Source organism: Bradyrhizobium sp. Ken51, assembly GCF_055807435.1.
The window spans coordinates 574,801-599,178 of sequence record NZ_JBVVPB010000002.1; the positions used below are offsets into that span (position 1 = coordinate 574,801).

At 64.1% G+C, this 24,378-nt stretch carries 25 protein-coding genes and 1 pseudogene; 6 read left to right on the forward strand and 20 right to left on the reverse strand.

Going from position 1 to position 24,378, the window contains the following annotated elements; all coding sequences use genetic code 11:
* Positions 1–10 precede the first annotated feature (10 nt).
* Positions 11–895, reverse strand: coding sequence for an amidohydrolase family protein (locus tag AC0L27_RS06395; protein WP_354204237.1), 885 nt, complete (start codon positions 893–895; stop codon positions 11–13).
* Between the two features lie 29 nt (positions 896–924).
* Positions 925–1,635: a TetR/AcrR family transcriptional regulator gene (locus AC0L27_RS06400; RefSeq protein WP_354204239.1), complete on the reverse strand. Its 711-nt coding sequence runs from the start codon at positions 1,633–1,635 to the stop codon at positions 925–927.
* Between the two features lie 111 nt (positions 1,636–1,746).
* On the opposite strand from AC0L27_RS06400, the pseudogene AC0L27_RS06405 reads away from it, so the two are divergent.
* Positions 1,747–2,727, forward strand: a pseudogene (locus AC0L27_RS06405) (tripartite tricarboxylate transporter substrate binding protein).
* Between the two features lie 84 nt (positions 2,728–2,811).
* Here the strand turns inward: AC0L27_RS06405 and AC0L27_RS06410 are convergent.
* The gene (locus tag AC0L27_RS06410) at positions 2,812–3,960 is read right to left on the reverse strand and encodes a mechanosensitive ion channel family protein (protein WP_354204241.1); all 1,149 of its coding nucleotides are present in this window, start codon (positions 3,958–3,960) and stop codon (positions 2,812–2,814) included.
* A 125-nt stretch (positions 3,961–4,085) separates the two neighbouring features.
* On the opposite strand from AC0L27_RS06410, the gene AC0L27_RS06415 reads away from it, so the two are divergent.
* Positions 4,086–5,336: a DUF763 domain-containing protein gene (locus AC0L27_RS06415; RefSeq protein ID WP_354204243.1), complete on the forward strand. Its 1,251-nt coding sequence runs from the start codon at positions 4,086–4,088 to the stop codon at positions 5,334–5,336.
* A gap of 37 nt (positions 5,337–5,373) precedes the next feature.
* Here AC0L27_RS06415 and AC0L27_RS06420 read toward each other — a convergent pair whose 3' ends face one another.
* The 8 genes from AC0L27_RS06420 to AC0L27_RS06455 all read right to left on the reverse strand — a co-directional run bounded on the left by AC0L27_RS06420 (position 5,374) and on the right by AC0L27_RS06455 (position 9,285).
* The gene (locus tag AC0L27_RS06420; RefSeq protein WP_354204245.1) at positions 5,374–5,616 is read right to left on the reverse strand and encodes a hypothetical protein; all 243 of its coding nucleotides are present in this window, start codon (positions 5,614–5,616) and stop codon (positions 5,374–5,376) included.
* A 34-nt stretch (positions 5,617–5,650) separates the two neighbouring features.
* Positions 5,651–5,914 carry a hypothetical protein gene (locus tag AC0L27_RS06425; RefSeq protein ID WP_007608913.1) on the reverse strand — a complete coding sequence of 88 codons (264 nt, stop codon included), beginning with the start codon at positions 5,912–5,914 and terminating at the stop codon, positions 5,651–5,653.
* A gap of 15 nt (positions 5,915–5,929) precedes the next feature.
* Positions 5,930–6,157: a hypothetical protein gene (locus AC0L27_RS06430; protein WP_275167397.1), complete on the reverse strand. Its 228-nt coding sequence runs from the start codon at positions 6,155–6,157 to the stop codon at positions 5,930–5,932.
* Positions 6,158–6,160: 3 nt separating this feature from the next.
* Entirely contained in the window at positions 6,161–6,361 is a 201-nt protein-coding gene (locus AC0L27_RS06435) for a hypothetical protein (protein ID WP_354055569.1), read from the reverse strand.
* 13 nt (positions 6,362–6,374) lie between these two features.
* Positions 6,375–6,557: a hypothetical protein gene (locus AC0L27_RS06440; protein WP_275167399.1), complete on the reverse strand. Its 183-nt coding sequence runs from the start codon at positions 6,555–6,557 to the stop codon at positions 6,375–6,377.
* Between the two features lie 138 nt (positions 6,558–6,695).
* Positions 6,696–7,967 (reverse strand): cytochrome P450, encoded by a 1,272-nt coding sequence (locus tag AC0L27_RS06445; RefSeq protein WP_354254193.1) that lies wholly within the window; start codon positions 7,965–7,967, stop codon positions 6,696–6,698.
* A gap of 111 nt (positions 7,968–8,078) precedes the next feature.
* On the reverse strand, positions 8,079–8,405 hold the full coding sequence (locus tag AC0L27_RS06450; RefSeq protein ID WP_354204251.1) for a hypothetical protein: 327 nt from the start codon (positions 8,403–8,405) through the stop codon (positions 8,079–8,081).
* A 106-nt stretch (positions 8,406–8,511) separates the two neighbouring features.
* Positions 8,512–9,285, reverse strand: a complete 774-nt coding sequence (locus AC0L27_RS06455; RefSeq protein WP_354204253.1) for a ferredoxin--NADP reductase — start codon at positions 9,283–9,285, stop codon at positions 8,512–8,514.
* Positions 9,286–9,441: 156 nt separating this feature from the next.
* Between AC0L27_RS06455 and AC0L27_RS06460 the strand changes: the two genes are divergently transcribed.
* Positions 9,442–10,638, forward strand: coding sequence for an amidohydrolase family protein (locus AC0L27_RS06460; RefSeq protein WP_354204255.1), 1,197 nt, complete (start codon positions 9,442–9,444; stop codon positions 10,636–10,638).
* A 108-nt stretch (positions 10,639–10,746) separates the two neighbouring features.
* The gene (locus AC0L27_RS06465) at positions 10,747–11,436 is read left to right on the forward strand and encodes a hypothetical protein (protein ID WP_354204257.1); all 690 of its coding nucleotides are present in this window, start codon (positions 10,747–10,749) and stop codon (positions 11,434–11,436) included.
* Between the two features lie 5 nt (positions 11,437–11,441).
* On the opposite strand, the gene AC0L27_RS06470 is transcribed toward AC0L27_RS06465, so the two are convergent.
* From AC0L27_RS06470 to AC0L27_RS06510, 9 genes are all read right to left on the reverse strand, one after another.
* Positions 11,442–11,831 carry a hypothetical protein gene (locus AC0L27_RS06470; RefSeq protein WP_354204259.1) on the reverse strand — a complete coding sequence of 130 codons (390 nt, stop codon included), beginning with the start codon at positions 11,829–11,831 and terminating at the stop codon, positions 11,442–11,444.
* Between the two features lie 42 nt (positions 11,832–11,873).
* Complete coding sequence (locus AC0L27_RS06475; protein ID WP_354204569.1) at positions 11,874–12,329, reverse strand: MarR family winged helix-turn-helix transcriptional regulator; 456 nt, start codon at positions 12,327–12,329, stop codon at positions 11,874–11,876.
* Between the two features lie 26 nt (positions 12,330–12,355).
* Complete coding sequence (locus tag AC0L27_RS06480; protein WP_354204261.1) at positions 12,356–13,060, reverse strand: ABC transporter ATP-binding protein; 705 nt, start codon at positions 13,058–13,060, stop codon at positions 12,356–12,358.
* The gene (locus AC0L27_RS06485; RefSeq protein ID WP_275167406.1) at positions 13,057–13,848 is read right to left on the reverse strand and encodes an ABC transporter ATP-binding protein; all 792 of its coding nucleotides are present in this window, start codon (positions 13,846–13,848) and stop codon (positions 13,057–13,059) included. The genes AC0L27_RS06480 and AC0L27_RS06485 overlap by 4 nt, the downstream gene beginning before the upstream one ends.
* Positions 13,845–15,734: an ABC transporter permease gene (locus AC0L27_RS06490; RefSeq protein WP_473318232.1), complete on the reverse strand. Its 1,890-nt coding sequence runs from the start codon at positions 15,732–15,734 to the stop codon at positions 13,845–13,847. The genes AC0L27_RS06485 and AC0L27_RS06490 overlap by 4 nt, the downstream gene beginning before the upstream one ends.
* A gap of 157 nt (positions 15,735–15,891) precedes the next feature.
* The gene (locus AC0L27_RS06495) at positions 15,892–17,094 is read right to left on the reverse strand and encodes an ABC transporter substrate-binding protein (RefSeq protein ID WP_354204264.1); all 1,203 of its coding nucleotides are present in this window, start codon (positions 17,092–17,094) and stop codon (positions 15,892–15,894) included.
* 25 nt (positions 17,095–17,119) lie between these two features.
* Positions 17,120–17,704, reverse strand: coding sequence for an amino acid synthesis family protein (locus tag AC0L27_RS06500; protein WP_354204266.1), 585 nt, complete (start codon positions 17,702–17,704; stop codon positions 17,120–17,122).
* A 27-nt stretch (positions 17,705–17,731) separates the two neighbouring features.
* Positions 17,732–18,628 carry a UPF0280 family protein gene (locus AC0L27_RS06505; protein WP_354204268.1) on the reverse strand — a complete coding sequence of 299 codons (897 nt, stop codon included), beginning with the start codon at positions 18,626–18,628 and terminating at the stop codon, positions 17,732–17,734.
* A complete protein-coding gene (locus AC0L27_RS06510) occupies positions 18,625–20,082 on the reverse strand; it encodes a 6-hydroxynicotinate reductase (protein ID WP_473318136.1) in 1,458 nt (485 codons plus the stop codon). The genes AC0L27_RS06505 and AC0L27_RS06510 overlap by 4 nt, the downstream gene beginning before the upstream one ends.
* A gap of 283 nt (positions 20,083–20,365) precedes the next feature.
* Here AC0L27_RS06510 and AC0L27_RS06515 point away from each other — a divergent pair, with 283 nt between their 5' ends.
* Positions 20,366–20,848, forward strand: coding sequence for a (2Fe-2S)-binding protein (locus tag AC0L27_RS06515; protein ID WP_354204272.1), 483 nt, complete (start codon positions 20,366–20,368; stop codon positions 20,846–20,848).
* The gene (locus AC0L27_RS06520) at positions 20,848–24,378 is read left to right on the forward strand and encodes a molybdopterin cofactor-binding domain-containing protein (protein WP_473318137.1); all 3,531 of its coding nucleotides are present in this window, start codon (positions 20,848–20,850) and stop codon (positions 24,376–24,378) included. The genes AC0L27_RS06515 and AC0L27_RS06520 overlap by 1 nt, the downstream gene beginning before the upstream one ends.

The following is a 24,378-nucleotide window of genomic DNA, read 5'->3' on the forward strand; positions in this document are numbered from 1 at the left end:
ACGGACACCGTCATTCCTCGAACTCGAACAGGCGGGCTGGATTATCGACGAGGATCTTCTGCTGATACTCCGGCTCCGGCGCGAACAGCGGGATCAGGTCGACGAGATCGCCGTCGTTCGGCATCGCCTTGACGTTGGGATGTGGCCAATCGGTGCCCCAGATGATCCGGTCGGGCGCGGTCTCGACGATCTTTCGCGCGAACGGCACCGCGTCGGTGAACGGCGGACCGGCCGACGACACCCGCTCCGAACCGCAGATCTTGACCCAACATTTCTCGTCGCGCTGCATCAGCTCGATCAGGATCTTGAACGGAAGCTGATCGAGCCCTTCGGACGCCTTCACCCGTCCCATATGGTCGATCGTGTAGCTAAGCGGCAGCCTTGTCAGCATGTCGGCATATTCAGGCAGGTCGATCGCGTCGAAATGCAGGTCGATGTGCCAGCCGAGCGGCGCAACCATCGCGACGATACGGTCGAACACCCGCTTGTCGGGGACGCCGCCGAGATGGCGGACGAAATTGAAGCGGCAGCCGCGGAAACCACCCTCGTGCAGCACGCGAAGCCCGCGCTCCGTGATGGAGCCGTCGATATTGGCGACCGCGCGATAGGCGCCATTGCTCTGCGCGATGGCGTCCAGCGCCACCGTGTTATCGGTGCCATGCACACTGGCATTGACGATGACGGCACGCTCGACCCCGAGCTTGGCATGCAGCGTGCGGAAATGCTCGAGCGGCGCATCCGGCGGCGTATAGGAGCGGCCCGGCGCGTAGGGATATTTCGCGCCGGGCCCGAAGATGTGGCAATGCGCGTCGCAAGACAGCTTCGGCAGCTTGAACTTCGGCGTGCGCGTGTCCGGATCGGGCGGCGGAATGGTCGGCGTGTACATCATTGCCATCAGATAAACCGCCGAACGAGACCGCGTCTTTAAGTCTTGCTGCTGACGACGGGCCGCCGCCGTGCCGGCGCAGCCTGATCGAGCGCCGGCGCCTGGAACGCGGCCACGGCGGCTTGCACCAATTGCTCGATGGCGCTTGCGGCATCGCTGCCGTCGGCCTCGCCGCGCGACAGGCGGGAGACGCGATCCGGCGTCACCAGCGAGTAATAGAGCGCGCCGAGCAGGAAGTGGCTGCGCCAGACGATGTCGGTGCGGGGAACGTGCGGCAGGCTGTCGTGGATCGCGTCGATGAAGGCGTGGCTGGTATCGTCAAAAGTCTGCGCGATGATTTTCCGCGCGACCTCATTGCCCTCCGCGGACATCACCGCGCGCAGGCGCGTGAACCGCGCCCCGCCCCCGGCAAGATCACTGCCCGAGGTGAAGGCCGGCGCGACATAGGCCCGCACCATCGCTTCGAGCCGGTCCTGGAGATCGCGCACGCGTTTGGCGGCCGCGAGCAACTCGGAACGACGCAAATTCATTGGCCCGCAATGGCGCCGGTAGATTTCCAGCAGCAGGCCGTCCTTGGTCTTGAAATGATAGGTGACGCTGCCGGGATTGGCGCCGGCTGCCTGCGCGATATCGCGCACCGACACGGCGTTGAAGCCGTTGGTGGCGAACAGCTCCTCGGCCGCGGCGAGAATTGCCTCGCGCATGTTCGGCTTGCGGGCCGTTTCCTTGCTGGCGGCGTTGCGTATCATGTGATTTGTACTATCGTACAAAAAATCAGGTCTCGTCAACAAAAACCATGGCGGCGTCCGGACGGCTCGAGGCCGGCGGTCCGCGCACAACGCCCGCAAGGAGTGCTGAAAATGCTGGATTTGAACAAGAAGATCGGCAGCTTAATGCTAGGTGCCGGTCTGCTGCTGGCGGGCGGCGCCGCACAGGCCGCCGACAATTATCCGAGCAAACCGGTTCACATCCTGGTGCCCTACGCGGCCGGCGGCGCGGTCGACGTGCTCGCGCGCACGCTCGGACAGGCCTTGGCGAAGACCTGGGGCCAGCAACCAGTGGTCGACAATCGCCCCGGCGCCGGCGGCATCGTCGCCTCGCAGGCACTGACGCAGGCCGCCCCCGACGGCTACACGCTGATTCTGGTCGCGAGCGGTCATCCCCTCAATCAGTTCATTTATCCGAGCGTGCCCTACGAGACGTTTAGGGATTTTACCGCGATCACCGAAGTCGCCTCCTCGCCGCTCGCGATCGTCGTCGCCAAAGACAGCCCCTACAAGACGCTCGGCGATCTTCTCGCTGCGGCGAAGAAGGAGCCGGACAAGCTCTCCTACGGTATGTCCGGCAACGGCACCTCGGCGCACCTCGCCGGTGAGCTGTTGAAATACATGTCCGGCACCAAGATCGTCGCGATCCCTTACAAGGGCGGCGCGCCCGCGCTGACCGCCGTAATCGCCGGTGACATCCCGCTCAGCATCAATCCGCTTGCGGAGGCCATCGGCCAGATCGAAGGCGGCCCGGTGCGCGCACTCGCGGTGACCTCGGCCGAACGCTCCAAGGCGCTGCCCAATGTTCCGACCATCGCCGAGTCGGGCGTGGCGGGTTACGACGTCTCCGTCTAGTGGGGCGTTCTCGGCCCGGCGAAAATGCCGCCGGAGATCGTGGCGAAGCTCGAAACCGATCTGAAGACGGCGTTGCAGGACCCGAACGTGCTGTCGACGCTCGGCAAGATCGGCGCAGCCCCGGTCGGTTCTTCGTCGAGGGAATTCGATGCCTACATGCATGCCGAGGCCACCAAATGGGAGCCGGTGCTGAAGGCCGCCGACATCCGCGCGCAGTGAGGTGCTTCGCATGAGAACCGGCGCGCTCGACACGATCCAGTAGCGGGCAGGCTTTCGCGGCCACGAACGCGACGCGCGAGTAAGTCAATTGCGTGCGCTCGCGCGCATCTTCTCGGGCGGCGCGGAACGCCGCACGAAATCGGCATCGTCATCGCCTCCTCCCGACGGGATCAGGATTGCGCGCTCGCGCGGCAGCGCTTCCGGCATCTCGTCGCGGATGAAGGCGATGAGCTTCTCTCTCATTTCGCAGCGCAAATCCCAGGACTGCGGCGCGTTCCTGGCGCTGACGAGGGCGCGAAGTTCGATGGTGCGAGAATCCGCGTCGATCACCTGGAGATTGACCACCTCGCCGTCCCAGAGCTTGGACTCCTTCACTGCTTCTTCCAGCCAGCGCCGGATCCGCGGCACGTCGGCGCGATAATCGACGTGGAGCGCGATCACGCCGATCAGGGACGCGGTGTCGCGGGTCCAGTTCTGGAATGGCTTTTCGATGAAATAGGACAGCGGCACCACCATGCGGCGCCAATCCCACAGCCGGATCACCACATAGGTCGAGGCGATGTCCTCCACCCAGCCCCACTCGTTTTCGATGATCACGGCGTCCTCGATGCGGATCGGCTGGGTGATCGCAATCTGCAAGCCCGCGATCAGGTTGCTCAGCAGCGGACGGGCGGCAAGACCAACGATGATACCGGCTGCGCCGGCCGAGGCGAACAGGCTGACGCCGTATTGCTTCACCGAATCGAACGTCATCAGCGCAGTCGACACCGTGATGACGACGATGATGGTGTCTGTGACCCGCTTGAACACCCGCACCTGCGTGACGTGCTTGCGCGCAACGAGATTCTCGGTGACGTCACGAAAGTTCTGGAGATAGCGCGCCGCGCTCATGTCGACGATCCGGATCGATATCCAGCCGATCAGGGCGATGAAAGCCACGACGAACACACGCATCAGCGGCGTGCGGATGATGTCGTCGAGCGGCGCAAGCGGCAGAACCAGCGCAACCGCAGCAAGACACAGGGCTAACCTAGCTGGACCTGCGGTACGCTCGATGAACACAGCCAGCAAAGAGAGGCGGGTTCCGAAGGCACGATTGAGGAGCCATACCGCGACCCGATACAGGAACAAAGCAAGCAGGATCGCGATGACGATCAAGCTGAGACCGACGAACCAGGAAGGCACCCAGCCAAGCATCTCGTCGAGGTCGGCCATAATTGCTTGCAGATTCATGCGTCTCCCCGCGTTGCATTAGCGTCCGCGCTCAACGCATTTAGAGCGGCTTCGCTCCCGCACTCGGTGCAATGCAGCATCCCCTTGGTGCATCCGTCGTCGAATTGCGCTATTTCTGAGCAATCATGACTCGACGGACCGGCAGCGCCGACCTTCCTCTTCACACCGGCCGGGTTCCACCCTGGTTGGCGACCCGCATGTCTTCGCTCGGCGCGATCGTCACGCAGGCGATCGTGCATCACTACGGACGCGATGCATTCCTCCAGCGGCTCTCGCACCCGTTCTGGTTCCAGTCGTTCGGCGCCGTGATGGGGATGGACTGGCACTCCTCGGGCATCACGACCTCAGTGATAGGCGCGCTGAAGCGAGGTCTAGGCCCCCTCCAGGATGAGCTCGGAATCTATGTCTGCGGCGGGCGTGGCCAGCACTCGCGCAAGACCCCGGACGAACTGATGCAGCTCGGCGACCGCGTCGGCTTCGACGGCGCAAAGCTCACGCGTGCGAGTCGCCTTGTGGCGAAGGTGGACAGCGCCGCGGTCCAGGACGGTTTCGACCTTTATCTGCACGGCTTCTTCGTCACCGCCGACGCCAAATGGACTGTGGTGCAGCAGGGCATGAACGGCGACAAGCGACAGGCTCGCCGCTATCACTGGCATTCCGAGGCGCTGAAGAGTTTTGTCGATACGCCGCACAGCGCGATCGACGGGCCGCTGCAGGGCGAGATCGTCAATCTCACCGACCATCGCGCCGATATCTCGCGCACCGCGCAGCTTGAGCTCCTCAGCGATCTCGGCCCGGATCGCATCCTTTCCGAATTCGAGCGGCTCGCCGGGACTGCGCCCGAGCCCGCTCAGGCGATGCTGCCGCACCTGATCATGCCCGCGCATCACGACGTCCGGCCAAAAGATGTGTTCGCGCGCCGCTTGCACGGCACACTCGCGGCCGCGGCCGAGCGCGGCCCGGTCGATTTTCCGGAGCTGCTGCTGACGCCCGGCGTTGGCGCGCGTACCGTGCGTTCGCTGGCGATGGTCGCCGAAGTCGTACACGGCGCGCCTTACCGCTTCAATGATCCCGCCCGCTTCTCGCTTGCCCACGGCGGCAAGGACCGGCATCCCTACCCTGTCCCGATCAAGGTCTACGACGAGACCATTCGCGTGCTGAAGGGCGCGATCCAGAACGCAAAGCTCGGACGCGAGGAAGAGATGCAGGCCATCAAGCGCGTCGACGACCAGGCGCGGCGGCTGGAGCGAACCGCGCACGGGCCGTCGGTCGAAGCCTATATCGCCGGAGAGCGTGCGGCCTCGCCCGATCTCGACGGCCGCTCCGTGTTCGGCTGGGAGCGTGATCTCGGGCCGACAAAAAAGCGGACCGGCTGAAGACCGGTCCGCAAGTTTAGCGGGAGGAGCGCCTCTCTCAGGTATCGCCGTCCTTCGATTCCTCATCGAGCCGGTTAGCCGAGTGATCCTGATATTGATCCGTCTGGATCGACTTGCCGTCCATGCCGCGAATGTCCGAGTGCTGTGCCTTGTCGCGGTTTGACAGCACCATGTTGTCGCCGATCTTCTCCTTGGGCACGTCCGTCATGGCGCCGGTGCCGTCGCCTTTGCCGTGCATGCCCGATCTGAAATGCGTCTTGCTGCCATGACCACCTGGCATCTTTTTCTCCTCTTGCTTTGATCGCCCGTGAGGCTCAGTGCTTCTGCTGTGCCGGCGTTGGTTTCGGCGGCTTGTGGCCGCTCTGGCCGGAATCGTTGTGCTTGTTGTGGTCGCTTTCCTGGTTGAGGCCGCCTCGGCTCACCGGAAATTCACTCTGCCGCGCCTCAGGTCGCGCTCGGTGAACCGCCGTGTCCTCCGGATTGTGGCCGAGGGCCCGTTCAAGCTCTCGCGCGTCTGGAACATCCGGCTTGCGCTCGAGGATGCGAACCTGTTGCTCGTGGGTCTTCTTGCCTTGCATGTTTGTCCTCCAGAGCTAGCGGCCTCGTCGGTGCGCGCCACTGCGTGCGACGTCCTTGTCGATACCGCCAGCGGCGTTCACGTCGTTCTCGACGTCGCCTTCGATCGTGTTCTCGCCCAAGGCGTCCTCGAGGTCCTCAGGCGAGATACCGGCCATTGTTGCGCCTTTCGATCCACCGATCATGGGGTTGTCGTGCAGATCCTTTTCGGTCGGTGCGTAGAGTTTGGGTTGCTTACTGGTCATGTCTCACCTGCCTCCGCCTTTTCCGGCCTCGTCATGCCTGTGGTGTGAATCGTGCTCGCCACCTCCGCCGGAGACGCGGCTGTGCTTGCGCTGCGGGTCGTCCGCCGGTGGCTTCTTCACTTCGAGCGGTGTCTTCGCATTCTCGTGCGATGCGCCAGGTCCGCCCTGACGGATGCTGTTCGGTGTCTTGGTGGATGTCGACATGAAAGTCCGCTCCTCAGCGATCTTGCTGATAGCCTTGGTTGGTGGTGTTCTGCTTGATGTTGCCCTGCTGCCCTTGCTGATCCGGATTTTGCGCACGCTGCTGGCCGCGCGGGGCAGTCGAGGACACTTGCTTGGCGTCGCCGGTTCCCTTCGGGCTTTGGTTCTCGGCGGGAACAGGTGGCATCTTGCCAGTCATGATGCTGTCTCCTGATGTTGGTTCTGCGACATCGACCGGAGGAACTCATCCGGCTTCCGATGTCCCAAAAACAACTAAAGCAGCGACATGCCGTTCCTAGCGACCGGGTACAGAAAAATTTCCGAGGGCGTGTAAGTCTCAGCACGCCGCTGGCCGGGAACGAACCATCATCGATTCAGCTGACGCTGTCGCCTGTGCTCTGTAGCCGTCCGGCACGACAGGGAGGTTCGCGATCGCACGCATGCCGGGTCGCTTGCGCCAGTGGATCTGAGACACGTCCACAGCAAAGCCAAGTTTCGGCCATCGCACGAACAGCGCTTCCAGGGCACACGCTGCCTCGATCCGGGCCAGCTGATGGCCAAGGCAGAAATGGATTCCCGTTCCGAAGGAGATGTGACGGTTCGGCTTGCGTGCGAGATCGAGGCTCTCGGGACGATCATGCATCGCCGGGTCCATGTTCGCGGCGGCGAGCATCACCATGACGCGATCGCCCTTCTTCAGACGCACGCCCGCAAGCTCGATATCCCGCCTCACATAGCGCGGCTTCGAGAACTGCACCGGCGACACGAAGCGCAGGAATTCCTCCACCGCAAGTCCGACGCGGCTCCAGTCCTGTGCCAGCCAGTCGCGGACGCCAGGATTTCTGAGGAGCTCGTAGACCGAACCGCTGATGAGATGCGTGGTGGTCTCCGAGCCCGCCGCGAGCAGCAGGAACACCATCGACACCATTTCGTCTGGCGTGATCTGGCCGCCCTCACGCTCGACCTGGACCAGCTCCGCGATCAGGCCCTCGCCGCCCCGCACGCGGGCAATCTGCAACTGCCGTTCGAGATAGGCTCGCATCTTGCGGAACGCGAACAGCATGCGGAAGAAGCTGGCGACGTTCGTGAGCGAGGACATTGTATTGGCCCAGGCGATGAAGCGAGAGCGATCGGCCAATGGCAATCCCAACAGCTCGGAGATCACCGCGAGCGGCAGGATGCGGGCATAGCGCTGGACGAGATCGGCCGGGCTTCCCGCCAAGAACAGCTCGTCGGCGAGACCATCCGCGACGGCGCGGATACGCGGCTCCATCGCGACGATCGCGCGGCGGCGGAAGGCCTCGTCCACGATGCTGCGTAGCCTCGTGTGGTCCGGTTCGTCCATCGTCAGCATGTTGCTGGCGATGGTTCTGACGTAGTTCGGCATCCACCAGCGCAAACCTGCGACGTCGCCATCCTCCTTGCGCAGCGTGAAATCGGCGCCGTCTTTCAGGACTTGCGCCGTGGCCTCATGGGTCGTGGTGATCCAGACGTCGCCGACGAAAGGAAATCGCGCCGCGACCACAGGACCGGACATGCGCAACGTTGCGATCGCCTTGGGAGGATCGCGAAAGAAGGCCTCGCTGGTGAAATCGAGGCGTGGTGCCATGTGATCACCGGAGCGGTTGATGGCGTCTCAGCGAGATGGTGCGTGTCATTGCCCACGCAAGGGGTACGGAACCTCCGCTTCGGCATCGGTGGCAGGCGTGAGAGTCGAGTCTCACCCCCGCCCGGGCGAACGCGGGCCGATCTTGCGCTGCTGCTGATTGGTGTAGGCGTCCCAATTGCTCCAGCTGCCCTTGCTGAGGCTTTGCAGGTCGGTGGTGAGCGGACGGCGCGTGCGCTTGTCGTGATCGGCGATGGCGCGCTCGGACTGCGCGATCTTGCGCTTGAATTCCCCGATCGCCTTCTGGGTTTGGCCGTTCCGTTTCGAAGATGCAATCTCGCCCATCGTGAAGCGCGCGGTCTCGAGCGCCTTCAACTCGGCGCGGTTCTTCTTCAACTGAACCCGGTGCCAGGCGATGTTGCTGTCGCTGTCCGCAACCATGGGGGAACTCCGCTGATTCGCTCCCGCAGTGTATCGCGTGCCGAATCGGCGCCGCAACGGGCGCCCGGAGGCGAAAATACGGTCTTCTTGCGCGGGAGTTCCGGGCTTAGCGCTCGGCGAAGGCCTTTTCGACGACGAATTGGGCCGGCTCGCCGTGATTGCCCTCGATCAGCCCCCGCTCGCCGAGGAGCACGCGGGTATCCGCCACCAGCGCCGGGCTGCCGCATATCATGACGCGGTCGTGGGCGGCTTCCAGGGCCGGCAGGCCGATATCGGAAAACAGCTTGCCCGAGGTGATGAGGTCGGTGATGCGGCCGCGATTGCGGAAGGGATCGCGCGTCACGGTCGGATAGTAGATCAACTGGTTGCGGATGTACTCGCCGATCAGCTCGTCCTTCGGCAGCGTCTCGGTGATCATCTCGCCATAGGCGAGCTCCTTCACGTGCCGGCAACCGTGCAGCAGCACGACTTTCTCAAAGCGCTCGTAGGTTTCGGGGTCCTTGATCACGCTCAGGAACGGCGCAAGGCCCGTACCGGTGCCGATGAGGTAGAGGTTGCGACCGTCCTCCAGATTGTCGATGACCAGCGTCCCGGTGGCCTTGCGGCTGACGATGATCTCGTCGCCTTCCTTCAGATGCTGGAGCCGTGAGGTGAGCAGGCCGTCCGGCACCTTGATCGAGAAGAACTCCAGCGTGTCCTCGTAATTGGCGCTGGCGACGCTGTAGGCCCGCAGCAGCGGCTTCTCGCCGACCTTAAGGCCGATCATGGTGAATTCGCCGTTGCGGAAGCGGAAGGTCGGGCTGCGGGTGGTCTTGAAGGAGAACAGCGTGTCGGTCCAGTGGTGGACGCTCAAGACGGCTTCCTGATTGAAATTGCTCATCTCACCCTTCCGTGGCGCGTCGTGGCGGTTCTCAAGGCGGCAGCTATGCGTCGTTTGTACACGATCATTTGTATACTAATGAATAATCCGGCTTGATCCCGCGGTCAAGGCTGCCCAAGATCGGAAGCGTTGCAGTTAAGGACAAGGACCCATTCCATGGCGCATGACGCACCCCAGGCCACCGGACCCTCGAAGCTCGTGATCCGCAATATCGGCCTGATCCTGTCCGGCGCGCTGGAAAAGCCGATCCTGGACGGCGACACCATCGTCGCCGAGAACGGCAAGATCACCGCGATCGGCCGCTTCAAGGACCTCAACACCGAAGGCGCGACCGCCATCGTCGAGGCCAACGGCACCACGGTGGCGCCCGGCCTGATCGACAGCCATGTCCACCCTGTTGCAGGCGACTGGACGCCTCGCCAGAACCAGATCGGCTGGATCGACAGCAATTTGCATGGCGGCGTCACCACGATGATTTCCGCCGGCGAGGTGCATATGCCCGGCCGCCCGCGCGACGTCGTCGGGTTGAAGGCGATGGCGATCTTCGCACAGCGCGCATTCTGGAATCTGCGGCCTGGCGGCGTGAAGGTTCACGCCGGCGCGCCTGTGATCGAATGCGAGATGGTCGAGGAGGACTTCAAGGAGTTGGCCGCAGCCGGCGTCAAGCTGCTCGGCGAAGTTGGCCTGGGCGGCGTCAAGGACGGCCCCACCGCGCGAAAAATGGTCGGTTGGGCCCGCAAATACGGCATCCAGAGCACGATCCACACCGGCGGTCCCTCGATTCCGGGCTCCGGCCTGATCGACAAGGACGTGGTGCTGGAGGCCGACACCGATGTGGTCGGCCACATCAATGGCGGCCACACGGCGCTTCCCGACGACCAGATCCGCTGCATCTGCGAGGGCTGCAAGCGCGGCCTCGAACTCGTGCACAACGGCAATGAGCGCTCGGCGCTGTTCACGTTGCGCATCGCGCGCGAGATGGGCGATCTGCATCGCGTCATCCTCGGCACCGACGCGCCGGCCGGCTCCGGCGTACAGCCGCTCGGCATTCTCCGGATGGTCTCGATGCTGTCCTCGCTTGGCGACCTGCCGGCCGAGGTCGCGTTTTGCCTTGCCACCGGCAACACGGCGCGGATGCGCGAATTGGATTGCGGCCTGATCGAAGTTGGCCGTTCCGCCGACTTCGTCATCATGGACAAGGCGCAGCACTCGGCCGGCAAGAACATTTTGGAGAGCGTGCAGCTCGGCGACCTCCCGGGCATCGGCATGACCATTATCGACGGTATCGTGCGCACCCAGCGGAGCCGCAACACCCCACCGGCCGGCAGGGTGCCCGAGGTGGTGGCGAAGTGACGCAGCCGGAGCGGCTCGCCGCTCCGCGCGGTCCCCTGAAAGCATTGAACAAGTCACCAGCCTGCTGCGTCTAACGCAGGCAGTTCATTGCTGGACGTCGAGGCAGACATGAAGAATTCGTCGCGGATTGCTGCCGGCGTTGCCGGTGCGGTCGGAGGTTATGTCGCGACCTTTGTGCTGTTTTCACTGCTCGATCTGGGCAACCGGGCGGACCCGATCACGTCTGGCCTGTTGGCACTGTTCGTCTACTCACCCATCGGAGCGATCGCTGGCGTGGTGCTTGCCAGCTGGCTGGTGACACGTTCCGGCGCGGATGCAAGCAATAGCGGTCTCGCGCGCAACAGCCTGAAGTCGCTCGGCGTCGTCGCCCTGCTCTGCGTTGCCGCTGCGGCCACTTACATGGGCGTCGCGTACATGACGGCCACACCCTGGCTCAACCGGAACGGCGCCACTCCCCTGCTCGTGTTCGAGGTTCGCCTTCCGGCCGGCGCAACGGTGCCGAAATCACCGCAAGACATCACTATCGAATTGCAGACCGACCTCAACACCATGCCGGGCGAATTGAACCCGACCGGCTTCCATCGTGACGGCGATCAGCCCGTTATCGCAGGCGAAGTCGAACTGGCGTTCCGAACCTCGCACCGGCAGCTCGCCGTCAACATCCAGGGACAGCCCAGCCGAGTGTACCCGATCGGACTGACGGCCTGGGCTCCGCATACGCCGGAGTTCGGAACGTGGCGACGGCTCGCCGACGGCAGCGAAATCCGCTATCGCGCCAAATGGCCGGGGAAGGCGTAAGGGCATCACCGCGGTTTTGCGATTTCACAACGCACGTAGGTCTGGCGCTTTCCTGGCCCGACCGGGCTGTTGTCCATCACCAGCTTGCCATCCGCTGCAATGGAAACCCGGGGACTGGAGCGATACTTCTCGCCCTCACCTTCGCAGGCGAGCTTCATTTTCCAGGCGAGCTTCCCGTCGGCAGTGATCTCACTGGCGCGGCACCGGGTTTCGTACCAATAGAGACGGTTGCCGCCTTCGATGCTCATGCGGTTGGCACTGTCCTGGTCGCGGCAATCCTTTTTGGTTGACGCCCAGAACCCCTCATAGGCTTGCGCAGCCAGGGCAGGAGCACACTGGCTTGCCAGCACCGCACTCATACTCAGAGCCATCGCAAGCCGGGTCGCCGCTCTCATATCAAAAACCTCGACAAGACCTTCACCGAGGTTAGTCGCGCCTCACCGCAGCTTGTTCAACAGCGCCATCAGCGTCTCGCGCTCCCTTGCCTCGAGCGGGGCCAGCGTCTCCCGCGTGATCGCGAGCGCATTCGGCGCCACCTTTTCCGCCAGCTGCTGCCCCGCGCGGGTCAGGCTGACCAGAAGCCGCCGTCCGTCCTCAGGATCCTGGCTGGTCTCGGTGAGGCCGCGCGCCGTTAAACGATCGATCACGCCCTTGATCGTCGCCACATCCATCGCCGTGAGGCGCCCGAGCTGGTTCTGCGAGCATGGCCCGGCCTCGGCGAGCTTCGACAGTGCCGCCCATTGCGTCGGCGTAATATTGGTGCCGATCTCGCGAGAGAAGATCGCGCTGTGGCGCTGCCAGACCTGGCGAAGGATGAAGCCAACCTGCTCATCGAGCACGTAAGGCGGCTTTGCCGGTTTGACGCTTTTCTTCGCCGCGACGCTTCTCGCCATCCGCTCGATGCCCTTGCCCTTTGCCTTCACAACGACAGATGCGCGTCGCGGATATCCGGACGCGCATCGAGCTCGGCCATGGTGCCGCCGAAACAAATGCGGCCGCGCTCGATGATATAGGCGCGATCGGAGATCAGCCGCGCAAAGTGCAGATTCTGCTCGGAGACGACGATGCTGACGCCCTCCTTCTTCATGGTCAGGATGGCATCGACCATCTGCTCCACGATCTTCGGCGACAGGCCTTCCGAGGGCTCGTCCAGCAGCACCAGCGACGGATTGCCCATCAGTGTGCGTGCGATGGTGAGCATCTGCTGCTCGCCGCCGCTCATGCGGCCGCCCGGGCGATTTTTCATCTCGCCGAGGTTAGGGAACAGCGAAAACAGCTTGTCGCGGGTCCAGTGCGGCGCGTTCGGGCGCTTCGGCTGGCGGCCGACTTCGAGATTTTCGTCCACCGTCAGGTCGGTGAAGATACGCCGCTCCTCCGGCACGTAGCCAAGCCCGTCCCGCACGATCTCATGTGTGGGACGTGCCGAGACATCCTTGCCTTCGAACATGATCCGACCCGAGCGCTGCGCGACGAGCCCGACGATTGAGCGAAACGTCGTCGACTTGCCGGCGCCGTTGCGGCCGAGCAACGCCACGACTTCCCCCTCGCCGACCTCGAAGCCGATGTCGAACAGGATATGCGCCGGGCCGTAATGACTATTGAGATCTTGCACCGTGAGCTTCATGCCGATGCTCCCTCGCGATGCCCGGCCTCGTAAAGGAGGCCCTCGCCGAGGTAGACCGCCTGCACCTGCGGATTGCCGCGCACCTCCGCCGGCGAGCCCTCGGCGATCAGCGTGCCGCGGTTGAGCACGATGATGCGATCGGCGTGCTCGAACACCACGTCCATGTCGTGCTCGGTGAAGAGAACGCCAATCGATTTTTCCCGGGCGATCTGCGCGGTCAGCCGCATCAAATCGACTCGCTCGCGTGGCGCCATGCCGGCGGTCGGCTCGTCCATCAGCAGCAGCTTTGGCTGGTTGGCGAGCGCGACAGCGAGCTCGAGCCGCTTGAGATCGCCATAGGCAAGCTCGCCGCAGGGACGATCCGCATAGCCGCCCATGCCGACCAGCTCGAGTAGCCGCCCGGCTTCGCCGCGGTCGAAGTTCGGCGCCGAGCCCCAGAGATTGAACAGCTGCTTGCCGTGAGAAACCAGCGCGACCTGCACGTTCTCGCGCACCGTCATGGTCGCGAAGGTCGCGGTGATCTGGAACGTGCGGCCCACGCCCATCCGCCAGATCTCGCGCGGCTTCCTGCCGGTCGTGTCTTCGCCGAGCAGGCGGACGTGGCCGCTATCAGGCTTGTTCTGTCCGTTGAGCATGTCGAAACAGGTGCTCTTGCCCGCGCCGTTCGGTCCGATCAACGCCAGGATTTCGCCGGCGCGTAGCGAGAACGAGACGCCGCGCACGGCGTGGACGCCGCCGTAGGATTTGGTCAGTCCTTCGACCGCAAGAAGTGGGGGGGCGAGGCTCATTCGGCGGACTCGATCGGCTTGGCAAGCAAGGGGGAGCCCGGCGGCAATGCCTTCCTGCGACGCTGCGCCAGCATCTCCAGCATGCCGACGATGCCCTTGGGGAAGACGACGACGATCAGAACGATGAATCCGCCGAGCACGAGTTTTGACAGGTCGGTCTGGCTGACCAGCCAGATGTTCAAGGCCTTGTAGACGATGGCGCCGATCACCGCGCCCGACACCGTCTCGACGCCACCGAGCAGCACCATCACAAGCGCATCGACCGAGAGCGAGATGCCGAGATTGTCCGGGAAGACACTGCCCTTGAGGTAGGCGAACAGCGCACCGCCGATGCCGGCGGTCGTGCCCGCGATCACAAAGGCCGTCCACTGGATGCGCTTGGCGTTGATGCCGACCGCTTCGCTGCGCAACAACGAGTCGCGCGTCGCCCTCAGCGCATAGCCGAACGGCGAGAACACCATCGCCCGCCACGCGATCGTCACGAGTGCCGCAACGCCGAGCGACAGCCAGTAGAAATGCGATGGGCTCGCCGCCCAGCTCGCGGGCCAGACGCCCAGGATGCCGTTATCGCCGCCGGTGACGCTCACCCATTGGAACGCGATCGACCAGACGATCTGCGCGAAGGCGAGCGTCAGCATCGCAAAATAGACGCCGGAGAGCTGCACTGCGAAGAAGCCGAACACGGCAGCCCCCATGCAGCCGAGCAGCGGACCGAGCAACAGGCAGACGATCATCGGCAGTCCCGCCATCTTGGCGAGGAAAGCAACGCCGTAAGCGCCGAGGCCGAAATAGGCGGCGTGGCCAAAGGAGGCGAGCCCTCCGACCGACATCAGGAAGTGCAGGCTGACGGCGAAGATCACTGAGATCGCGATCTCCGAGCCGACGGTCAGTGCATAATTGCCGGCAAACAGCGGCAGCGTCGCCGCGATGACGAGCGTTGCAAGCGCAGCCATTCGCTCATTCGTCGTCAGCGGCCGCCAGGGATTGACGGTGAGGCCCGGTGTCTTGCGCGCGGGGGCCTCTGGTTTGCCGAACAGGCCCCAGGGCCGCACGATCAGCACCGCCGCCATCACCAGGAAGACCAGGATGATGGAGATTTTTGGAAAGATCAGGATGCCGAAGGCGTTGAGCTCGGAGACCAGCACCGCCGCGACGAAAGCGCCGATGATGCTGCCGAGGCCGCCGATCACCACGACGACGAAAACCTCGACGATGATACGCAAATCCATCGCATGATGCACGGCATCGCGCGGAATCTGGAGCGCGCCGCCGAGCGCGGCCAGGAAAACGCCGACCGCAAACACGGATGTAAACAGCCATTTCTGGTTGACGCCGAGCGCTGCGACCATGTCGCGGTCCTGCGTCGCTGCGCGCACCAGAACGCCCCAGCGCGTGCGCTGAAACAAAAGCCAGAGAATGCCGAGCACGAGCGGGCTGAGCACGATCAAGAATAAATCATAGCTCGGGATGTTTTGGCCGAAGAAGTCGATTGCCCCCTTGAAGCCGGGTGCACGGCGCCCCACGAGATCGTCTGGGCCCCAGATCAGGACGACCAGGTCCTCGACCATCAAGGTCAGGCCGAACGTCGCGAGCAGCTGGAACAGCTCGGGCGCGTGATAAATGCGCCGGAGCAGCACCATCTCGACAATGACGCCGATCACCGCCACGGCAAGCGCTGCGATGACGATCCCGCCCCAGAATCCGAACGTCCCCGATAGGCGCTCCGTCAGTGTGAAGGCGATATAGGCGCCGATCATGTAGAAGGCACCGTGCGCGAAATTCACGATCCGCGTTACGCCAAAGATGATCGACAGGCCCGACGCCACCAGAAACAGCGACGCTGCGCTGGCGAGACCGGTCAGAAACTGTACGACGTAAAAGGCCATCGGCGGTCCGGGTTGGTGTTGCATCACCTCTCCCCGCTTGCGGGGAGAGAGAGCTTCGTAGGGTGGGTTAGCGCAGCGTAACCCACCTCTTGTGGTCCTGCGGGTACAGACCGTGGTGGGTTACGCCTGCGGCTAACCCACCCTACGGCAGCGGAGATCAATCCTTCGGACGCAGCTTCTCGACTTCGGCATCACTTGGCAGATAGTCCGCGCCCTTCTTGTAAGCCGAGTCCACCATCACGCCCTTGCCGTCCTTCAGCGCGGTCTTGCCGACATAGGCACCGAGCGTCGACTGGTGATCGATCTTGCGGAAGGTGATCTCGCCCAGCGGCGACGGCATCGACAGTCCTTCCGCCGCAGTGATCAGCTTCTCCGGATCGGTCGAATTGGCCTTCGCCAGGATCGCCGCCGCAGACTTGATGGTCTGGTAGCCCACGATGGAGCCGAGACGCGGATAGTCGTTGTACTTGGCCTGATACGCCTTCAGGAACGCGTCGTGCTCGGGCGTCTTGATCGAGTACCAGGGATAGCCGGTGACGATCCAGCCCTCGGGCGTCTCCTCCTTGAGCGGGTCGAGATATTCGGGCTCGCCGGTCAGGAAGGACACAACTTCGCGTCCCTTGAACAGGCCGCGGGTGTTGCCTTCACGCACGAGCTTGACGAGATCGGCTCCGAAGGTGACGTTGAGGATCGCTTCCGGATTGGCCGCGGCAACCGCCTGCACCACCGGACCCGCGTCGATCTTGCCCTGCGGCGGCCACTGCTCGTCGACCCACTGGATGTCGGGCCGCTTCTCCGACATCAGTTTCTTGAACACCGCGACCGCGGATTGGCCGTATTCATAGTTCGGCGCGATCGTCGCCCACCGCTTTGCCGGCAGCTTGCTGGCTGCTTCCACCAGCATCGCCGCCTGCATGTAGTTGGAAGGACGCAGTCGGAAAGTGTACTTGTTGCCCTTCGACCAGGTGATGGCGTCCGTCAGCGGCTCGGCCGCCAGGAAAAACACCTTCTTCTGGTTGGCGAAGTCGCTGACCGCAAGACCGATGTTCGACAGGAACGTACCCGTCAGCATCGCCACGCCCTCGCTCGACACCAGCTCGTTGGCCGCGGTCTGCGCATCTGCCGGCTTGCCGCCATCGTCCTTGGAGATGACGACCAGCTTCTTGCCGTTGATGCCGCCGGCCGCGTTGATCTCTTCGACCGCGAGCTGCCAGCCCTTGCGATAGGGCTCGGTGAACGCCGGAAGCAACGAATAACTGTTGATCTCGCCGATCTTGATGTCCTGCGCCAGAGCCGAATGAGCCATGCCGCTCGCCAACAGCGCAAATGCCGCGCCGGCGAAATAGTTCTTTGCTCGCATCCCAACCTCCACTTTTCTGAAAAGATTAACGCAGTCCGTCTTCGCCCTTGATCTCCGCAGCCGTCAGCCCGCCGACGCGCGGCAAAGGACGGCCGCTGTCGGTGACGGCGACCGCGACCATAATCTCGTTGGCGCGCGGCGCGTCGTTGATCTGCACTTCCATGCCGTCGAAATGACTGCGCACGAAGGCGGCATCCTTGTGGCCCAGCGGAATGTCCAGCGTCGTGCCGGGTCCACTGCGCTTCTTCGACGACGGGATCAGCGCAGCGCCCTTGCCCAGCACTTTACGCACCGGCGCGCCCATTTTCGGGTGAAGGATGGCGGCGGCATGCTCTAACTCGCCGTTCTCGCCGACGGCCGCCGCCTTGCCATAGCTCTGCGCCTTGGACCCGTCGATGCCGAGCGCCACCACCGCGCGCTTCGACAGCAGCTCGCCGAGCTCTTCGCCAATCGCGATCAGCGGCGAGAGATCCTCGACATACTTTCCAGCAAACGGGTTCTCGATCACGGCGATTGCCGCCGCACGCCGCGTCGGCGGCGAGACCTGGCGGCCCATCTCCATCTGCGTCTCTTCGACGACGGTGACGATCTTGCGGATGATCGCGCTCATGATTGTTTCCTCAAGCCGCTTCCCTGTTCAGGCATGAACCGCGTTCTCTTGTACAAGCGGGCGCGGTCGTTGCCGTTCAATATCCTTGGTCCCGATGACAAGCATATCACCACAAAGCTGCAACACGGCACCCTCGATCAATCCGCGATCGAATAATTGCCGTGCACATTCCGCGCCAGATTCGAGCGCGGTGGTGATCTCGTTATGCGACAATTCACTGACGTCACGGGTCACGAGCCGCCCGCCAAGATCGCTGTCGGGCTGAAGTTCGTTCGCTGGCTTTCGGATAATGGCGGGATGCCCCGGCAGATCGACAGCGTTCGCAATGATCGTCGCGGCGGCATCGGCTTGCGATGCCGTTCCGGCCAACACGGTCACCGCATCGGCAATTCCGAGCGAAAAGCTGCGGCCGTGCCGTCCACTGGTGGCAATGCCGCGGACGGGATCATCGGCGTCCACCCTGATTGTCCGCATCACGCCGTCGCGATCGGGCCGGTCCATCAGGCCCACCAAAAAATGCTCGCCCTCGCCGAGATGCAGGGCGATGTCGCCGCCGTTGTTGACATAGGCCCGATCGAGCGCCGCAGCGTTCAGCATTGCGCCGAGAATCTCCTCCGCCACGGCGCCGGCAACCGCCGCCATCGGCGTGATGAAGCCATCAGCGGCATAGGGCGCCGCCGCGGCGTGCATGCGACGCGCCACAACGCCTCTCAACGAGGTCCGCTCCTCGACAGCGGTCCGCAGTTCCGGCAGTTCCGCGCAGAGTTCGTCGAGAAGCCCGCTGAACCGTCCGGCCGCAGCCTCATAGGCTGCACGCACTGCGTCGGAGGCACCCCTCGCCTCGACGATGAGATCAATCGGTCCATCCTGCAAATGCAGCCGCCGGCCGTCAGACAGTAACGCGATTTGCGGAAGCCTTGTCATGCCCGAGGTCCCGAAATCGGGTTCTGCCAGGGCAATTGGCGGACATCGTCGCCGCCCTGAACTTCGGCGAGCGGTTTCACATAATCCATGTGCCCGCCGAGCGCTGCATAGTCCGACAGCTTCATCGTGAATTCGATCGGCGCGACCAGCGCGGGCGTCGGCACGTAACCGAATGCCCCTGCCGGCATCTGCGTCACGTCGACCATGTAGGTGATGCCGCCGCCCGGCCAGACATAGACCGGCGCGCCGCCACTAGTGACACGCGTCAGCGCGTCCTTCACCGAGCGCGTCAGCCGCACCGGATTGTCGGTCACGCCCGCTCGCAAGGAACCACCGGCGCCCGCCATGAACAGCACCGTACACAGCGCCGGTTCGCAATTCTCCTGAATGCGCTCGACCGAGAATTTCAAATCATCAGGCATCTCGGTCTCGACCGGCTTCAGGGTCTCGTCGAGCACATAATAAGAGGAATGTTCGCCCGTCGTGGAGACCATCAGCATGGAGAGGCCAGGCTTGGCCTCCTTCGCATCAAACGGTCCGAGGATTGCGAGCGGATCGGAGATATTGGTGCCGCCCCAACCCGTGCCGGGATCGGCGACCTGAAAATAGCGGCCGGGCGTCGAGCGCCGCCCTTTCATCTTGATGCCGGTGTCGGCGATGTCGAGCAGCTTGCCGGCCTGGTGCTCCGAGAGCACGCCGGTGATATGGTCGTCGACCACGACGACCTCGTCGACCTTGCCGTGCCATTGCTTGGCGAACATGCCGATCGTCGCCGAGCCGCAGCCGACGCGCATGCGCTCTTCTTTCATACCGTTGACGATCGGCGGCTGGCCGGCCTGCACCACCACGCTCGCGCCGCCGTCGATGGTGAGCTCGACCGCCTTGCAATTCGCCAGGTCCATCAGTGTGTCGCAGGTGACGCGACCTTCCTTCTTGGAGCCGCCGGTCAGATGATGCACGCCGCCGAGCGACAGCATCTGCGAACCGTATTCGCTGGTGGTGACATGACCGACCGCCTCGCCTTGGGCACGGACGGTCGCGGTCTCCGGCCCGAGATAGCGGTCGGTGTCGATCTTCACCTTGATGCCGCAATAGGAGAAGATGCCCTCAGTGACGACAGTCACCATATCGACGCCGTCGACCTCCGCCGAGACGATGAACGGCGCCGGCTTGTAGTCGGGATAGGTCGTACCCGCGCCGATCGCCGTTACAAAGGTGGAAGGCTCGTGGACGATCTTGCCGTCCCAATCTTCGGTGCGGCTGAACGGAACGAGCTTGCCGCCATGCGACACGGTGCGCTCCAGGATCACATGCGGATCGACGCGGACGAGCTTGCCCTCGTGATTGGCATAGCGGTCGCAGGCGCCCGCCGCGCCCGGCTTGATATAGCACATCACCGGACACGCATCGCAGCGGATCTTGTCGATGGCGGCGCTCGTAGGTTCAGTCACCATGTCAAAGCCAGCCGACAGTGCAGTTATCATTTGTACACGAACGATGTTGCGCGCCCTCCCGATGGCTGTCAAGCGGCGGTGCGGCGCAAAACATACGCCTGCCGCATAAAACCTCATTTGCCTATCCGCCCTGTCCACAAAGAAGGCATTCGCGCTGCACTGCGGCATGCACGGCTTGCACGTTTGTGTACAAACGGTATCGTCGCAACGTAGATTTTGAGCGGGCTTGGAATTTTCGCGAAGCTTTGGCCGCGGCGCTCGACGAGTCGACTTGGGAACGAGGATGACGCAGACATCGATCCGCATCACCGTGAACGGCAGAATCCACGAGCTCACTGCGGCGCGAGACACGCCGCTGCTCTACGTGCTGCGCAACGATCTCGCGCTCAACGGTCCGAAATACGGTTGCGGCCTCGGTGAATGCGGCACCTGCACTGTCCTGATCGATGGCGCGGCGGCGCGCTCCTGCGTGATTCCGATCAGTGGCTGCGCCGGCCGCGACATCGTGACGCTCGAAGGGCTCGGCACCCGCGACAAGCCGGACGTGGTGCAGCAGGCCTTCATCGACGAACAGGCCGCGCAATGCGGTTACTGCCTCAACGGCATGATCATGACCACCAAGGCTCTGCTTGCGATCAACCCGCGGCCCACCGAACAGGAGGCGCTGGCGGCGCTGCGCTACAATCTCTGTCGCTGCGGAACGTATATCGAAATTCTGCGCGCCGTGATGCGTGCGTCTGGCCAGCTCGCCGAGGCCGGTGATTGATGGCCTCCCCGCATCCGAACGGAGCTGAGCTGCAATCCGGCTCGCTCGTCGTCGTCCGCACCGTGGACGCGAGCTCATCCGAGACCTTCGTCCGCATCACCGCGGACGGTTCGGTCACAGCCTACAATGGTCATGTCGATCTCGGCACCGGCATCCGCACGGCGCTTGGCCAGATCGTGGCTGAAGAGCTCGACGTCTCCTTTGCCCGCGTCGTCGTGGTGCTCGGCGACACTGCAACGGTGCCGAACCAGGGCGCCACGATCGCGAGCGAGACCATCCAGATCACCGCCGTTCCCCTGCGCAAAGCCGCCGCCCAGGCGCGATACTTCCTGATCGCACGTGCGGCCGAGCGCCTCGATCTGCCGGCAGCCGATCTCAGGATCGAAGACGGCCTTGTGCGCGGGCACGACAATCGCAGCGTCAGCTATGGCGAGTTGATCGGCGGAGAGACGATTCGTCTCGAGCTTGCCGACGATGTCGCCGTCAAGCAGGTCGGCGATTACGCCATTGTCGGCCAATCGATGCCCCGCGTCGACCTGCCGGCCAAGGCCACGGGCGAGCTGACCTTCGTGCACGACATCCGTGTATCAGGCATGCTTCACGGCCGCGTGGTGCGCCCGCCCTATGCCGGCGTCGACGCCGGCCCGTTCGTCGGCACCAGCCTGATTTCGATCGATGAATCCTCGGTGCACCACATTCCCGGCATCATAGCCGTCGTGCGCATCGGCGATTTCGTCGGCGTCGTCGCGGAGCGCGAGGAGAACGCGATCCGCGCGGCAGAGCAGCTTGCAGTGAGCTGGAGACCGACGCCTGATCTGACCGATCTCACCGACGTGGAGACGGCGCTGCGCGCCAACCCGTCGACGCCGCGCACGCTGATCGACAAGGGCGACGTCGATGCTGCCATTGCCGGCGCGGCCAAGCCGATGCCGCGCACTTACGTCTGGCCATATCAGATGCATGCCTCGATCGGCCCGTCCTGCGCGGTCGCCGACTTCCAGGACAGCAACATCCGCGTCTGGTCGGGCACGCAGAACCCGCACGTGCTGCGCGCAGACCTGGCGCTGCTGATCGAGCGCCCCGAGAGCGAAATCGAGGTCATCAGGCTGGAGGCGGCCGGTTGCTACGGCCGCAACTGCGCCGACGATGTCACCGCGGACGCGCTGTTGCTCTCGCGCGCGGTCGGCCGGCCCGTGCGCGTGCAGCTGACGCGCGAACAGGAACACGCCTGGGAGCCCAAAGGCGCCGCGCAGCTCATCGACGTCAATGGCGGCCTGAACGCGGAGGGTGACGTCGCTGCTTACGATCTCGCCACGCGCTATCCCTCGAATGCCGCGCCGACGTTGGCGCTGTTGCTGACGGGGCGGATATCGCCGAAGCCGGACGTCCTCCAGATGGGCGACCGCACCGCGATCCCGCCTTACGATTACGACCACATGCGCGTCGTCGCCCACGACATGGCGCCGATCGTGCGCGCGTCCTGGTTTCGCGGCGTCTCGGCCCTGCCGAACACCTTTGCGCATGAATCCTATATCGACGAAGCCGCGACCGAGGCCGGCGTCGACCCGATCGAATATCGCCTGCGTTACCTGAAGGACCAGCGCGCCGTCGATCTCGTCCATGCGGTCGCCGAGCGCGCGGGCTGGACGCCGCGGCCGATGCGCGAAGAGAAAGACGGCGAGATCGTGCATGGGCGCGGCTTTGCCTATGCGCTCTACGTCCACAGCAAATTTCCCGGCTATGGCGCGGCGTGGTCGGCCTGGGTCACCGACGTTGCCGTCAACAAGTCGACCGGCGAGGTCAGCGTCACGCGAGTCGTCGCGGGGCAGGACTCCGGATTGATGATCAACCCGGACGGTGTGCGCCACCAGATCCATGGCAACGTCATCCAGTCCACCAGCCGCGCGCTGATGGAGGAGGTCTCGTTCGAGCGCGGCGCAGTCGCGGCGCGGGAATGGGGCGCCTATCCGATCATCCCCTTCCCTGACGTGCCCAAGATCGACGTGTTGCTGCTGCCGCGGCCGGACCAGCCGCCGCTCGGCGTCGGCGAATCCGCCTCGGTCCCGAGTGCGGCAGCGATTGCGAACGCGATCTTCGATGCCACCGGCGTGCGCTTTCGCGAGCCGCCGTTCACGCCTGAACGTGTCCTCAACGGGCTGCACGGCGGCGCCCCAGCCACGCCGCAGGCGCTGCCAGCTCCCGCTACGCCACAGCCATCCCGCATCTGGGAAAACCCCTTCGCCAAACGCGCCGGCATCTTCGCCACGATCGCGGCCGTCTGCACCGCGGCGATTGGCATCGGTGCGGCTGTTTTGCCCGGCCGCGCCATCGCGCCGATCGCGCGGCCCGACCCATCGGTCTATTCCGCAGCGACGATCGCGCGCGGTCAACAACTCGCCGCGCTCGGCAATTGTGCGGAGTGCCACACCACGATCGGCGGAGCGCCCAACGCCGGCGGCCGCGCCCTGGAGACGCCGTTCGGCATGATCTACGCGACCAACATCACGCCAGATGTCGAGACCGGAATCGGCGCTTGGTCCTATCCCGCGTTCGAGCGCGCGATGCGCGACGGGCTGCATCGTGACGGACGGCAGCTCTATCCCACCTTCCCCTATACGCACTTTTCGAAGACCGGCGATGCCGACATGCAGGCGCTCTACGCCTATCTGATGGCGCAGCCCGCGGTGCGCGCGACGCAGCCTGCGAATACGCTCGCCTTCCCGTTCAATCTCCGCCCGCTACTTGCCGGATGGAATGCGCTGTTCCACCAGACGCGCGAATTCAAGCCCGATCCCGCCAAATCCGAGGTCTGGAATCGCGGCGCTTATCTCGTCGAGGGTCTCGGCCATTGCAGCGCCTGCCATTCGCCGCGCAACGCACTCGGCGCCGAGCAGCGTGGCGCCTATCTCGCCGGCGGCTTTGCCGAAGGCTGGGAGGCGCCGCCGCTGACCTCGCTCTCGCACGCGCCGATCCCATGGAGCGAAGACGAGCTTTTCGTCTATTTGCGCACCGGCCACTCGCGATACCATGGCGTCGCCGCCGGGCCGATGGCGCCTGTTGTCAGGGACCTCAAAGCCCTGCCCGATCAGGACATCCGCGCCATGGCCGTCTATCTCAACTCGTTCAATGACACCGCGACCGGGACGCCGACGCAGGACGCACTCGCGACCAGGCTTGAAGCGTCAACACTGGTCACGCTTGCTTCCTCCACAGGCGCGCGGCTCTATCAGGGCGCCTGCGCCGTCTGCCATGAGGTCGGCGGCCTGCCGCTGTTCGGCAGCCGGCCCTCGCTCGCACTGAACAGCAATTTGCACAGCGCCGCATCGGACAATCTCGTGCAGATTATCCTGCACGGCATCGCCGAGCCGGTGTCGAGCGATCTCGGCTACATGCCGGCATTCAAGAACAGTATGAGCGATACGCAGGTCGAGGAACTGGTCACCTTCTTGCGCAAGCAGTTCGCACCGGACAGGCCGTCATGGACCGGCGTGAAGGAGACGATTGCGCGTGTGAGAGCCGCCGCGAACTGA

Bases quoted from the DNA above. Each gene is read 5' to 3' on its own strand.
- AC0L27_RS06415 (WP_354204243.1), top strand. From the start codon at position 4,086: ATGACTCGACGGACCGGCAGCGCCGACCTTCCTCTTCACACCGGCCGG.
- AC0L27_RS06435 (WP_354055569.1), bottom strand. From the start codon at position 6,361: ATGTCGACATCCACCAAGACACCGAACAGCATCCGTCAGGGCGGACCT.
- AC0L27_RS06450 (WP_354204251.1), bottom strand. From the start codon at position 8,405: ATGGTTGCGGACAGCGACAGCAACATCGCCTGGCACCGGGTTCAGTTG.
- AC0L27_RS06425 (WP_007608913.1), bottom strand. From the start codon at position 5,914: ATGCAAGGCAAGAAGACCCACGAGCAACAGGTTCGCATCCTCGAGCGC.
- AC0L27_RS06500 (WP_354204266.1), bottom strand. From the start codon at position 17,704: ATGAGCGCGATCATCCGCAAGATCGTCACCGTCGTCGAAGAGACGCAG.
- AC0L27_RS06515 (WP_354204272.1), top strand. From the start codon at position 20,366: ATGACGCAGACATCGATCCGCATCACCGTGAACGGCAGAATCCACGAG.
- AC0L27_RS06470 (WP_354204259.1), bottom strand. From the start codon at position 11,831: ATGAGAGCGGCGACCCGGCTTGCGATGGCTCTGAGTATGAGTGCGGTG.
- AC0L27_RS06465 (WP_354204257.1), top strand. From the start codon at position 10,747: ATGAAGAATTCGTCGCGGATTGCTGCCGGCGTTGCCGGTGCGGTCGGA.
- AC0L27_RS06480 (WP_354204261.1), bottom strand. From the start codon at position 13,060: ATGAAGCTCACGGTGCAAGATCTCAATAGTCATTACGGCCCGGCGCAT.
- AC0L27_RS06475 (WP_354204569.1), bottom strand. From the start codon at position 12,329: ATGGCGAGAAGCGTCGCGGCGAAGAAAAGCGTCAAACCGGCAAAGCCG.
- AC0L27_RS06520 (WP_473318137.1), top strand. From the start codon at position 20,848: ATGGCCTCCCCGCATCCGAACGGAGCTGAGCTGCAATCCGGCTCGCTC.
- AC0L27_RS06400 (WP_354204239.1), bottom strand. From the start codon at position 1,635: ATGATACGCAACGCCGCCAGCAAGGAAACGGCCCGCAAGCCGAACATG.
- AC0L27_RS06495 (WP_354204264.1), bottom strand. From the start codon at position 17,094: ATGCGAGCAAAGAACTATTTCGCCGGCGCGGCATTTGCGCTGTTGGCG.
- AC0L27_RS06420 (WP_354204245.1), bottom strand. From the start codon at position 5,616: ATGCCAGGTGGTCATGGCAGCAAGACGCATTTCAGATCGGGCATGCAC.
- AC0L27_RS06505 (WP_354204268.1), bottom strand. From the start codon at position 18,628: ATGACAAGGCTTCCGCAAATCGCGTTACTGTCTGACGGCCGGCGGCTG.
- AC0L27_RS06410 (WP_354204241.1), bottom strand. From the start codon at position 3,960: ATGAATCTGCAAGCAATTATGGCCGACCTCGACGAGATGCTTGGCTGG.
- AC0L27_RS06440 (WP_275167399.1), bottom strand. From the start codon at position 6,557: ATGACTGGCAAGATGCCACCTGTTCCCGCCGAGAACCAAAGCCCGAAG.
- AC0L27_RS06395 (WP_354204237.1), bottom strand. From the start codon at position 895: ATGGCAATGATGTACACGCCGACCATTCCGCCGCCCGATCCGGACACG.
- AC0L27_RS06460 (WP_354204255.1), top strand. From the start codon at position 9,442: ATGGCGCATGACGCACCCCAGGCCACCGGACCCTCGAAGCTCGTGATC.
- AC0L27_RS06445 (WP_354254193.1), bottom strand. From the start codon at position 7,967: ATGGCACCACGCCTCGATTTCACCAGCGAGGCCTTCTTTCGCGATCCT.
- AC0L27_RS06485 (WP_275167406.1), bottom strand. From the start codon at position 13,848: ATGAGCCTCGCCCCCCCACTTCTTGCGGTCGAAGGACTGACCAAATCC.
- AC0L27_RS06455 (WP_354204253.1), bottom strand. From the start codon at position 9,285: ATGAGCAATTTCAATCAGGAAGCCGTCTTGAGCGTCCACCACTGGACC.
- AC0L27_RS06430 (WP_275167397.1), bottom strand. From the start codon at position 6,157: ATGACCAGTAAGCAACCCAAACTCTACGCACCGACCGAAAAGGATCTG.
- AC0L27_RS06490 (WP_473318232.1), bottom strand. From the start codon at position 15,734: ATGGCCTTTTACGTCGTACAGTTTCTGACCGGTCTCGCCAGCGCAGCG.
- AC0L27_RS06510 (WP_473318136.1), bottom strand. From the start codon at position 20,082: ATGGTGACTGAACCTACGAGCGCCGCCATCGACAAGATCCGCTGCGAT.